The sequence below is a fragment of the Lysinibacillus boronitolerans JCM 21713 = 10a = NBRC 103108 genome (genome assembly GCF_000772935.1).
Classification (GTDB): Bacteria; Bacillota; Bacilli; order Bacillales_A; family Planococcaceae; genus Lysinibacillus; species Lysinibacillus boronitolerans.
On sequence record NZ_JPVR01000076.1, the window covers coordinates 75,924 to 88,516 of the forward strand.

The 12,593-nt window shown below is 37.7% G+C and carries 12 protein-coding genes; 1 reads left to right on the top strand and 11 read right to left on the bottom strand.

The genetic code is table 11. The features are described 5' to 3' along the window. Positions 1-49: 49 nt before the first annotated feature. The 8 genes from CD31_RS13680 to citZ all read right to left on the bottom strand — a co-directional run bounded on the left by CD31_RS13680 (position 50) and on the right by citZ (position 7,954). Positions 50-763: an LrgB family protein gene (locus CD31_RS13680; protein WP_036078335.1), complete on the bottom strand. Its 714-nt coding sequence runs from the start codon at positions 761-763 to the stop codon at positions 50-52. Further along, positions 760-1,128, bottom strand: coding sequence for a CidA/LrgA family holin-like protein (locus CD31_RS13685; RefSeq protein ID WP_016993213.1), 369 nt, complete (start codon positions 1,126-1,128; stop codon positions 760-762). The genes CD31_RS13680 and CD31_RS13685 overlap by 4 nt, the downstream gene beginning before the upstream one ends. Positions 1,129-1,479: 351 nt before the next feature. Next, complete coding sequence (gene pnpS / locus CD31_RS13690; RefSeq protein ID WP_036078337.1) at positions 1,480-3,015, bottom strand: two-component system histidine kinase PnpS; 1,536 nt, start codon at positions 3,013-3,015, stop codon at positions 1,480-1,482. Beyond that, entirely contained in the window at positions 3,012-3,728 is a 717-nt protein-coding gene (locus tag CD31_RS13695; protein WP_016993215.1) for a response regulator transcription factor, read from the bottom strand. Before CD31_RS13695 ends, pnpS begins: the two co-directional genes overlap by 4 nt. 52 nt (positions 3,729-3,780) lie before the next feature. Continuing rightward, positions 3,781-4,221 carry a MaoC/PaaZ C-terminal domain-containing protein gene (locus CD31_RS13700; RefSeq protein ID WP_004226245.1) on the bottom strand — a complete coding sequence of 147 codons (441 nt, stop codon included), beginning with the start codon at positions 4,219-4,221 and terminating at the stop codon, positions 3,781-3,783. Between the two features lie 158 nt (positions 4,222-4,379). Next, entirely contained in the window at positions 4,380-5,318 is a 939-nt protein-coding gene (mdh, locus tag CD31_RS13705; RefSeq protein ID WP_036078340.1) for a malate dehydrogenase, read from the bottom strand. 178 nt (positions 5,319-5,496) lie between these two features. Beyond that, the gene (icd, locus tag CD31_RS13710) at positions 5,497-6,759 is read right to left on the bottom strand and encodes an NADP-dependent isocitrate dehydrogenase (protein WP_016995477.1); all 1,263 of its coding nucleotides are present in this window, start codon (positions 6,757-6,759) and stop codon (positions 5,497-5,499) included. A gap of 79 nt (positions 6,760-6,838) precedes the next feature. Then, on the bottom strand, positions 6,839-7,954 hold the full coding sequence (gene citZ, locus CD31_RS13715; protein WP_016995478.1) for a citrate synthase: 1,116 nt from the start codon (positions 7,952-7,954) through the stop codon (positions 6,839-6,841). A gap of 250 nt (positions 7,955-8,204) precedes the next feature. Here citZ and CD31_RS13720 point away from each other — a divergent pair, with 250 nt between their 5' ends. After that, positions 8,205-9,170, top strand: a complete 966-nt coding sequence (locus CD31_RS13720; RefSeq protein ID WP_176408499.1) for an AI-2E family transporter — start codon at positions 8,205-8,207, stop codon at positions 9,168-9,170. Here CD31_RS13720 and CD31_RS13725 read toward each other — a convergent pair. From CD31_RS13725 to pfkA, 3 genes are all read right to left on the bottom strand, one after another. After that, positions 9,154-9,543, bottom strand: coding sequence for an FxsA family protein (locus CD31_RS13725; RefSeq protein ID WP_016995427.1), 390 nt, complete (start codon positions 9,541-9,543; stop codon positions 9,154-9,156). The two genes, CD31_RS13720 and CD31_RS13725, sit on opposite strands and share 17 nt — an antisense overlap. 207 nt (positions 9,544-9,750) lie before the next feature. Continuing rightward, complete coding sequence (pyk, locus tag CD31_RS13730) at positions 9,751-11,511, bottom strand: pyruvate kinase (protein WP_016995426.1); 1,761 nt, start codon at positions 11,509-11,511, stop codon at positions 9,751-9,753. Between the two features lie 26 nt (positions 11,512-11,537). Then, positions 11,538-12,497: a 6-phosphofructokinase gene (gene pfkA / locus CD31_RS13735; RefSeq protein ID WP_036078344.1), complete on the bottom strand. Its 960-nt coding sequence runs from the start codon at positions 12,495-12,497 to the stop codon at positions 11,538-11,540. Positions 12,498-12,593 lie beyond the last annotated feature (96 nt).

Sequence of the window (12,593 nt, forward strand, 5' to 3'; positions counted from 1 at the left end):
TCTTACGCTTTGTAGAAGCTTTTTTAAAGTAAAAAAATCCTGTTACCTTTTATGGCAACAGGATATTAATAACCAGATGTTCAAATACTGGGAAAATGGTAGTGGATAATACAATGCTAATTAATGCAGCAACAATCATCGCTAGACTAGCAAATGTACCTTCTAGCTCTCCAAATTCAAATGCTTTAGATGTACCCGTTCCATGGGCACCCATACCAAGCATTAAGCCTCTAGATGAAGGTCTGTGGAAACGACATATTTTAATAACGATTGGTGCTAACAAGCTCCCTAAAATACCAGTCGTCATAACGAAAACAGCTGTAAGTGTAGGAGAACCACCAATCATATTGGAAATATCCATCGCAATAGGTGTTGTTACGGAACGTGGCACTAAACTATGTACCAACTCATCATTTAAGCCCACCAATAGAGCCATCATAAAGGATGACACAATAGCAACCGCAGAACCAACAGCAATGCTGATGAAAATTTCAAATGCGTGTTTTTTTAATAGGTTGACATTTTTATATATAGGAACGGCAAACGCAACGGTTGCAGGTCCTAGTAAATTTGTTAAGACATTCGCTCCAGCATTGTAGGATTTATAAGATACACCTGTCAGCAGTAAAATACCTATAATGACTAAAGGTGTAATGAGCATAGGTGTCAGCCATTCTTTTTTATATTTTTTATAAAACATTTTACAAATATAAAAAATAGCAACGGTCCCAAGTAAGCTGACAATGGCAATTAATAAAGTCATACAGCATCACCCTTCTTCCGCTGCTCTAGCCATTGTGCTGTATAGCCCGTTACAAACATTACCACAATTGCACTCACAACAATGACCAGCACAACCTTCATTCCTTGCACACCAAATAAGGCATGATAATCAATAACACCGATGGCAGATGGAATAAAGAATAACAAGAGTTCACTTAATAGTACGGCTGCTCCTAATTCAATCCATTCAAGCTTAATTATATGAAACTGTAACAGTAAAAATAATAGGACGAGTCCTATTATGCTCCCTGGAATCGGCAAGTGAAGTAGGCGTGCAATAGTATTTCCGATTAATAATAGGATGTAAAGATAGCCGATTTGCACGATACTTTTGACGATTTTCATGGTCATCCTTCTCTCATTTATTTCTCTGCCTTAACAGTCAGGAAAACACATTTCGAATGATAAGAAGGTTGATTCACTGACTGTAAAAGCGTTCGTCTAACAGACAATCGCAGGTAAGATCGTTGTTAAACTTTATGCTACTATACTTTACACCTATTTACGTTCCCTGTAAAACAGAAAAAGAACCTAGTGTTTAAAAAACACTAAATTCTTTCTGTGGGGAATATAAAGCAGTTAAAAATCTTCTATTAGATTTTTATGGTCATCGTCTTAACAATCATATTGGGGGTTTCTAGAAATAAGTATAGTGCCCAAATATGAATATAACATGTTGTTCATGTAAAGGATTTGTTAATTTTTCGGAATCATGACAATCATTTTAGTTCCTATGCCGACTTCACTTTCTACTTGAATTCGGCCGTGATGAGCCTCTACTAAATGCTTAACAATTGCTAACCCTAAGCCTGTTCCACCAGAATTACGACTTCTCGCTCGATCCACCCGATAAAATCTTTCAAAAACGCGTGCAATTTCATGTTTTTCAATCCCAATCCCTTGATCCTCTATTTCGATAATACCATGTGTTTCATTTTCCTTTAATCGAATAGAAACAGTCGTGTTTTCAGGAGAATATGTAATCGCATTGGTAATTAAATTCGTCACGATTTGAATAATACGATTGGCATCCCCCATAACCTGGACATCTCGTTCGATATCCACCTGGAAGCTCATATTTTTTTCATCCAATCGCGGTGCTGTCAATTCCGCTCCACGAATTAAAACATCCTGCAAGCCCATCGGCATAATATTGACAGTAAAGCCATGCTGCTCAATCTTTGATAGTTCTAGTAAATCTTGAATTAGCATTTGGAGTCGATTACTTTCTTTATAAATAATCTCTAAGAAAGAGATCAGCATTTTCTCGTCTTTATAGGCCCCATCCAATAAAGTTTCTGAAAAGCCTTTAATAGATGTAATCGGTGTGCGTAATTCATGTGATACATTCGCAACAAAGTCTTTCCGAATTTGTTCTAATCGAACTAGTTCCGTTATATCATGCATAACGATGACAACGCCTAGCCATCGTCCATGATCCCCGATAACAGGTGCTCCATAGACTTCTTTATTATATAGCTCCTGCTGTACTTCCATTTTAATTTGTTGTCGATACGGCATTTCTGTCAGAAAGACATGATCGATAAATTGCTCTAATGATTTCGGTAAGCCTATTGTACGAAATACCTTCCCCTGTACATCATCAAGCTGCATTCCAAAGCGCTCCAGAAATACACGATTCACAATGGAAATATTCCCCTCTCGTCCAATCATCATGAGAGAGCTTCCCATATTTTCAATTAAGGTTTTCAGTCTTTCTTCCTCTACTTCACGGATCGTTGTAATATCTTGCAAATTCCGTGCCAATATGTTTATGGAATGACTCAGCGGTATCATGCGTTCATGTTCATTCTCTTGAGCACGCGCACGATAGTTCCCCTTTGCAAGCTCAAGGGCAGTTTCTGTCACATTATCAATGGGTGCAGTAAAGTTACGTATCATATAACGACTTATAATCGCTATTAATATCAACGTGATTGTGAAGAGAATAGCCAGCACTCCATAAAGGCGTGCACGTACATAGTTCAATAAGGATTCATCTCGTTCCATAGCTTGGGCTGCATACAAGGCTTCCTGATCTTCCTTCGTTAAATCCATTTTGCGTTCATCGATTACTTGGTCCATTGATGCCCGTATTTCAGTGGTTGCTTGCTCATTATATTGCTCGATATAAACAGGAAAAAGCTGACCTATAACAATCATTAGGACAGCTAATATCGTTCCAAGTAAAAGCATGAATGTCAAAAATAAGCGGTTGCTCATTGATTTCATGTCGTTTTCGGCTCCTCAAATTTATAACCAAGGCCCCTAATTGTTTTAATAAACATCGGCTTACGGCTATTTTCTTCAATTTTATCGCGAAGGTGGCTAATGTGTACATCCACAATTCGAGTATCGCCAGCAAAATCATATTTCCATACAGCACTTAATAGCTGATCACGTGTTAATACACGATTTTTATTTTCAAGTAAATAGATGAGTAACTCAAACTCCTTTGGGGTAAATTCCAGTGCCTCATCCTGTAAAAATACTTCAAATCGCTCTGGGTACACTCGCAGCTGTCCAAACTCATACATTTTTTCCTGCGCCTCATCCTTATCATCTGCCACAACGTTTTGCGTGAAACGTCTTAATACAGCCTTGACACGCGCTAAAACTTCACGAGGACTAAAGGGCTTTGTCATGTAATCATCTGCTCCCAGCTCAAGACCCAAAACTTTATCAAATTCGTCATCTTTAGCAGTTAGCATAATAATTGGCGTATTCATACGTTGCTGTCGTATTTGTTTACAGACCTCCATACCATCGAGCTTTGGAAGCATCAAATCTAAAAGAATTAAATTTGGCTGTAAGTCGATTGCTTTTTCAAGCCCTTCCTGACCATCAGCAGCCGTTTCCACTACATAGCCTGCCTGTTCTAAATTATATTTCAATAATGTTGCAATCGAAAATTCATCTTCAATTACTAAAATCGTTTTTGTCATGTCTAATGCCTCCGTTAGTGATTTGAAACCCCCATTTCAAATCTCAAGACGTCTATAGCGCAAGTGGTGGAGTTACAAGCAATAAACCTTCAATTACAAGCTGTTTCTGCTCATTATATGAGTGGACAGATACAGTGATGGTATTGTCATATTTATTGATTGCTGTAACCTCTAATAGCGTATCGAACAATTCATAATGATAGAGAGGTCCTAAATATTTTAAATGTTGCTCAATAATTCGTGCACCTGGTCCTGGAATATACTTTGACACAGCTGATGTAATAATACCATTTAACATAATCGTCGGCACAATTGGCTTTTGAAAAGGTGTCATAGCCGCATAATCATGTTGAATATAAAGCGGATTACTATCGTTTGTAAGCCCTAAATAAAGCAATAAATCCCTATCTTCAATTTTTTCAGTGATATGGATTTTCTCGCCAACTGTAATTTCATCGATTGTGAGACCAAGTTTACTATTTTTTTGAAGCAAAGATACGCCAACCCCTTTTCTATCATACTACATTCATAGTATCAATTTTATGCTAAAAGTACAATGAAAAGCAGAAGATCCTTACCTTTCTAGACACATAAAACATAAAAAAACGAGCAGGGACATTCCCTACTCGCTTTAAGTTTCAGACTGATATTTTACACTAAAATTTTCATCACATTACGAACTGCTTCTGCCGATTGATCTAAAGCTGCTTTTTCTTTGTCCGTTAATTCTAGCTCAAAGATTTTTTCAATACCGTTTTCGCCAAGTAAAGTAGGAACACCTAAGTATAAGTCATGATAGCCATACTCACCTTCTAAATAAGCGATAGATGGTAAAATACGTTTTTGGTCTTTTACAATAGCTTCAGCCATCTCTATTAATGCCGCAGCAGGCGCATAATAGGCAGAGCCGTTTCCAAGTAAGTTAACAATTTCTGCTCCGCCATTACGTGTTCGGTCAACAATTTCCTCTAAACGTTCAGCAGAAATAAGTGTTTCTAGCGGAATGCCACCAGCAAATGAATAACGTGTTAATGGCACCATAGTATCACCGTGACCACCTAATACAAAACCAGTAATATCTTTCACTGAAATCTTAAGTTCTTCTGCCACAAATGCGCAGAAACGAGCCGTATCAAGAACACCCGATTGACCAATAACACGATTTTTAGGGAAGCCAGTTTCTTTGTATACTGTGTAAGTCATGGCATCAACTGGGTTTGTCAGTACAAGGATTGTCGCATTTGGTGAATGCGTAGCAATCTCTTTTGAAACAGTTTTCATCACACCCTGATTGATTTGAACAAGGTCATCACGGCTCATGCCTGGTTTACGTGCAACACCAGCGGTAATAATAACTACGTCAGAATTCGCCGTATCTGCATAATTGGAAGTACCTTGTACATAAGAGTCAAATCCTTGTATTGGTGCTGCTTCCCACATATCTAGTGCCTTTCCCTTTGTTGGGTTTTCTGCTTGTGGAATATCCACTAATACAACGTCACCAAGTTCTTTCTGAGCTGCTAAAAATGCTGCAGTAGCGCCTGTAAAACCGCCACCGATTACTGAGATTTTTTTACGTTTCAGAGACATTTGAATACGCTCCTTTAAAATTAGGTTATATATTTTAAAAGAGGGAGGAGACATCCATCTCACTCCCTCGATTAAACAAGTTTATCGTAAATATTAAATTAAAATTTACTTTCACCCTAATTATATCGGCAGAAAAAAGCATCCGCTTTAGCGATAAATTCTATTGTAGAATAGAAAATTATAGGTTTTTGATTAACTCATTAGCGAATTCTGAACATTTCACTTCTGTAGCGCCGTCCATTAAACGTGCGAAGTCATAAGTAACAACTTTAGAAGAAATTGTTTTCTCAACAGATTGAGTGATCATGTCAGCAGCTTCTTGCCATCCTAAGTGCTCAAGCATTAATACACCTGAAAGTAATACTGAAGATGGGTTTACTTTATCTAAACCAGCATATTTTGGTGCTGTACCATGAGTAGCTTCAAAGATCGCATGGCCAGTTACATAGTTAATGTTCGCGCCTGGAGCGATACCAATACCACCAACTTGTGCAGCTAGAGCATCAGAAATATAGTCACCATTTAAGTTCATTGTAGCTACTACATCGAACTCAGTTGGACGAGTTAAGATTTGTTGTAAGAAGATATCAGCGATAGAATCTTTAACTAAGATTTTACCAGCTGCAAGTGCGTCAGCTTGTGCTTTGTTTGCTGCTTCTTCACCTTGCTCTTCTTTGATTGCATCGTATTGGTTCCAAGTGAATGTTTGATCAGCAAATTCTTTTTCTGCTAATTCATAACCCCATTTTTTGAATCCACCTTCAGTGAATTTCATGATGTTACCTTTGTGAACTAAAGTAACAGATGGGCGTTTATGTTTAATTGCATATTCAATAGCAGAACGTACTAAACGCTCAGTACCTTCTTTAGATACAGGTTTTACACCGATACCAGATGTTTCTGGGAAACGGATTTTGTTTACACCAAATTCAGTTTGTAGGAAGTTGATGATTTTTTGAGCTTGTTCAGAGCCAGATTCGAATTCGATACCAGCATAGATGTCTTCTGTGTTTTCGCGGAAGATAACCATGTCAACGTCTTCTGGGCGTTTAACTGGAGAAGGCACTCCATCAAAGTGACGTACTGGACGTAAGCATACATATAAGTCAAGTTGTTGACGTAATGCTACGTTTAGAGAGCGGATACCACCACCGATTGGAGTAGTAAGAGGACCTTTGATTGCAATTAAGTATTCGTTAATTTTGTCTAAAGTTTCTTGTGGTAACCATTCACCAGTTTGGTTAAATGCTTTTTCACCAGCTAAAACTTCTAACCATTCAATTTTCTTTTCACCGTTGTAAGCTTTTTCTACAGCTGCGTCGATTACGCGTGATGCTGCAGCCCAGATATCTGGACCAATTCCATCACCTTCGATGAAAGGAATTACTGGATTGTTTGGTACATTAAGTACGCCATTTTCAACTACAATTTTGTTTGACATTCTGTTGCCTCCTAAATTCATAATCATAGGACTGTGTTAGTGATAACACAGTCCCAAACATTCTAGCATATTTTCCAAATTAGCGCTCGCTGATTGGAACATATTTTTGCATGCCTGGTCCAACATACTCAGCACGTGGACGGATTAGGCGGTTATTAGCATATTGCTCAAGGATATGTGCCACCCAACCTGAAGTACGTGATACTGCGAAAATTGGTGTGAACAGGTCATGATCAATACCTAAAGAATCATACACTGACGCAGAGAAGAAATCTACGTTTGCAGGCAATTTCTTTTGTTCTACGATCATGTCATGGATTTTAACTGACATTTCGTAAAGCTCTGGTTTACCAGTTAGTTCAGTTAATTTTTTAGACATAACGCGTAAATGCGGAGCACGAGGGTCGCCTTTACGATATACACGGTGACCGAAGCCCATGATTTTTTCTTTGTTGTCTAATTTATTTTGAATATAAGATTCAACATTTTCAAGTGAGCCAATTTCAGTTAACATTTTCATAACTTGCTCATTTGCTCCACCGTGAAGTGGTCCTTTTAATGCACCGATCGCTGCAGTTACACCTGAATAAACGTCAGATAATGTAGCTACACATACACGTGCTGTAAATGTAGATGCATTTAATTCATGGTCAGCGTGTAGCACTAATGCTTTGTCAAATGCTTCAATTTCAATAGCTTCTGGCTCTTCACCTTTTAGCATGTATAAGAAGTTTGCCGCATATCCTAATTCTGGTTTTGGCGCAACTGGCTCTAAACCTTTACGAACACGTGCAAATGCAGTTACTACTGTTGCAATTTTAGCTTGTAGACGAATTGCTTTACGGTAGTTTGCTTCTGGATCCATAACATCCGCTTCTTCATCGAATACACCAAGTAAAGATACTGCAGTACGCAATGCAGCCATTGGATGTACAGTTGAAAGTGGGTATGTTTTAAATTGGTCGACAATCGCTTGCGGAATTGACATGTTGTCTGCCAATTGTTGTTTTAGTTCAGCTAGCTCGTCCGCTTTTGGTAAACGAGTATGCCATAACAAGTAAATTACCTCTTCGAATGACGCATTTTCTGCTAAATCATCAATGTTGTAACCAACATATGTAAGTGTGTCATCGATAATTGAACTGATTTTAGATTCCGCTGCTACGATACCTTCTAAACCTTTAGTTGCTGACATAAATTATCGCTCCCTCATACTTATTTTTTTGTTGCAAATGCGTTTTTTATGTTGCATTTACGAATTTTGCTCATATGAACCATTAAGTAAATCGCTTACATTGCTATTATAATCATTTTTGACAGCTTTGTGAATGAAAATCCTCCAAATAAAGAAAAAGACGTCCGAACGACTATATAATTGTCCTAAAGAGATTTTTTTGTATATTTTGACATTAATTTATCAATTGGTTTGGGGTGAATTTGTAAAAATGAGGAATTTAAAGTATTTTTCATACGAAAGAACTACAAGTATTTTGCTGTTTATTTTTTATTTAGTCATACTTTGGTTTGTTTTACCTGTGTCACTCGCGATTTTTTTATCATTTTCTACGTATCCTATCATAAATTTTTTACATAAATATTGTAGGATAGCGTATTGGATTGCAGCCATTATTGTGGAAGTATTAATATTAACATGTATTTTTCTGCTAGTTGTCATATCTATTAACAGTATTATCGTTATTTTCCCAGAAATTAGAGATACATTACAAAATTTCCCGCTTTTCAGTGAATATGAATCCATGTTTGTACAAGTTTTAAAAGAAAAATCACTGTCCATTTTCGATTCCATCTTCGTATATACAGCAGATCTTTTCCAATTATTAATGAAGCATGTCATTGAGGTTTTCATCTTTTTGGTCGCTTATTACTTTGCGCTTCTAGAAACACGTAAATCACGCTATTGGTTCTTTCAGTATGTGCCTAAAAAATATCGTCAAGAGTGGCAATCCCATTTTGCAAAAATCATGCAACTTTTTCATTATTTCTTGTTTGTGGAGTTTCAATTATTTACGATTACCCTACTCATTCTTTGTGCAGGGTTTATGATCCTACAATTTGAACAAGCCATCATTAAAGCATTTATTGTAGCATTTGCAGATGTACTACCGTTTTTCGGGATCGGCGTTTTTCTTGTGCCAATGAGCATTTATTTTTATTTCAATGGCAATACCTTTTTATGTGTAGCCATTTTACTACTATATTTATTTGTACAATTAACAAGGCAGCTAGCCGATTCGATGCTTTGGTCCAATACGCTTCAGCTACGCACGTTCCATACATTCTTTATCAGCGCTGCCTCTATTCTATTATTTGGTTTTTATGGTATATTACTGAGCCCTATCTTTTTATTTCTAGCTGTAAAACTGAAGGAAAACTCTATCTTTGAACGATGATGAATTGGCCCTTTTTCATTTTTTTACGCATCCAGTAATAGACAATGGGTTGGAACATTTTTCGAGAAAATGGCATGAGTAGGAGTAAACCTAGGGCATCTGTTAAAAATCCAGGTAACGCTAAAAGCAAACCACCACCAAAAGTTAAGAAAGTATCCACTAATGCAGCTCCTGGTGCTTCTCCGCGTGCTAATGTATTTTTCACATTTTGAACAGAGTTCATACCTTTATTTTTCATGACATAAATCCCAATAACACTCGTAGCAATAATGAGCAATAATGTACTTAAAACACCAATATTTTGTCCAATGACTATTAATAACGCCAATTCGGCTAATGCGTAGACAATGAAACCAAGAAAAATTTTTCGCATATTTTTCTCCTTTCTACTTGAAAAGCTATACCTTTTATACGTTATTATAGCCCGATTAGTTTCATAAAAAAATGAATACACCTATTCTAAGAGAAAGCAAGCAACTTCTGTTAAAGGTAGAAATTAGTAGTTTCCAGAAATAGTGTGTACAACCCTTATGAAAAAGCTCTAGTACAACAAACCGCACTAGAGCTTTTTTGTTAATAATTAAAGAACACTTGCATGCCCCTTGTAAATAACACCTGTTTCAGCGTCCATTGTAATTTCTTGACCATGACGAATTAATGTAGTTGCTTCTTTTACACCAACGATAACTGGTATACCTAGGCTTAACCCTACAACTGCTGCATGGCTAGTAAGCCCACCTTCTTCAGTAATTAGACCAACACAATTTTCTAAAGCAGGCATCATATCACGATCTGAACCGACTGTTACAAGGATGCATCCGTCTGTATCGTAGGCAAGTGCCTCAGCTGCATTTTTAGCAACCACTGTTTTACCAACAACTGATGCTTTTCCGATCCCTTGTCCACGTGCAAGTAAATCACCAATAATGTGTACTTTCATTAAGTTTGTTGTACCCGCTTCACCTACAGGTACACCTGCTGTAATGACAACAGCGTCTCCGTGTGTAACAAAGCCATGCTTCAAGCTTTCATCCACAGCTAGTTCTAAAATTTCATCTGTTGTTGTCACGCGTTGACACACAATTGGGTATACGCCCCATACAAGTGTTAATGTATGAGCTGTATTTGTAGAGCCTGTTACGGCTACAATTGGCACTCCTGGTCGATATTTTGCAATCATTCTCGCTGTATTACCACTTTCAGTTGGTGCTAATACGGCTTTCACTCCTAAATTGATAGAAGTATAAGCAACAGCTTGAGAAATTGCCTCCGTCATATTGGCTTCTTTCTCACGACTACGTGCAGAAACAATCGATCTATAATCTAATGAATTTTCAGTGCGTTGTGCAATTTTATTCATGGTTTGTACTGATTCTACTGGATAAAGACCCGCTGCAGTTTCACCAGATAACATAATCGCATCTGTCCCATCAATAATTGCGTTGGCTACATCACTTGCCTCTGCACGTGTTGGTCGTGGGTTACGCTGCATGGAATCTAGCATTTGTGTTGCCGTAATGACCGGTTTACCAACTTGATTACATTTTAGAATTAATTTCTTTTGTACAAGTGGTACTTCTTCTGCAGGAATTTCAACACCAAGATCTCCACGAGCAACCATTAAACCGTCAGATACCAGGATGATTTCATCGATATTATCGACACCCTCTTGGTTTTCAATTTTTGGGATGATATGAATATGACTACCACCATTTTGTTCAAGCAATTCACGAATTTCAAGGACATCTTTTGCACGACGAACGAATGAAGCGGCAATAAAATCGACACCTTGTTCGATACCAAATAAAATATCTTGTGCGTCTTTTTCTGTGATACCTGGTAGTTGTACAGAAACACCTGGTACGTTAACACCCTTTTTATTTTTTAGAACGCCAGCATTCTCAACAATGGTATGAATTAATCCTTTTTCCATATCCGTTGCTAATACACGTAGTTGAATTAAACCATCATCAAGTAAAATAATCGAATTTTGCTCAACGTCTTCAATTAAGCGCTCATAAGTGACAGAGAAGCTCGTCTCAGTACCTTCTACCTCTGTCATTGAAATATCAATTACCTGACCTGCTGACAAATGAAGCTCGCCATTTTTCATGTTGTGTGTACGAATTTCCGGTCCCTTTGTATCAAGTAAAATTCCCACTGGTTTATTTAATTTTTGTGCCACTTCACGAATTAAATGAATACGCCCTGCATGTTCTTCATGAGATCCGTGTGAAAAATTCAAGCGGGCAACGTTCATACCTGCTTCGATTAATTTTTCTAAAGTTTCTGGTGACTCACTTGCAGGTCCAATTGTACATACGATTTTTGTTTTTCTCATTTTTGCCCACTCCGTTTTATAACAAATTATATTGATAGTTCTTTCATTAGTGTATAAAGGCTTACATCTGCCTCATGATTCTTTTCAAAAGCCTCTGGCATATCATAATCAATGACTTGATGATTGCGAATACCTACCGCTCTACCAGCTTTGCCTTCCATAAGTAATTCAACTGCATGTGCGCCAAACTGACTTGCTAATACACGATCTCTTGCTGTAGGTGATCCACCACGTTGAATATGACCTAACACTGAAACCCGTGTTTCTTTTCCAGTCTTTTCTTTCAACAGTTTTGCCAGCTCACTTCCTGACATAACGCCCTCTGCAACAATAATAATACTATGCTTTTTACCACGTGCAGCACCACGATCTAAGCGTGCGACAATATCGTCTAAATTATAATCTTCTTCTGGAATTAAAACAGTTTCAGCACCAGCAGCAAGACCTGCCCATAAAGCGATATCTCCTGCATCACGTCCCATGACCTCTACAATGAATGAATTTTCATGCGATGTAGCAGTATCTCGGATTTTATCAATGGATTCTACGACTGTATTTAGGGCTGTATCAAAGCCGATCGTATATTCTGTTCCAGGAATATCATTGTCAATTGTCCCAGGCACACCTACAACAGGGAAGCCTTTTTTTACTAAATCCATGGCACCACGATATGACCCGTCACCACCAATGACAACAAGTCCTTCAATACCAGCAGCTCGTAAATTCTCAATTCCTCGTTGCTGGACAGCATCCTCTTTAAATTCTGGGCATCTTGCCGAATTCAAATGCGTTCCACCGCGTTGAATAATACCACCAACTGCACCTAAATCAAGTTCTTCCATATAACCTTTTACTAAGCCTTCATAACCATGCTTAATTCCGACAACATCGATTCCATGAAATGCTGCCTTACGAACAACCGCTCGAATAGCTGCGTTCATTCCAGGCGCATCTCCACCACTAGTTAATACAGCAATTTTTTTCATTGTCGAACCTCCTGCAGTTACTATTATTATTCACATTAACATGAAAAAACAAACTATGTAAGGGTTCTGAGGATACAAAAACATAACTTTTACATA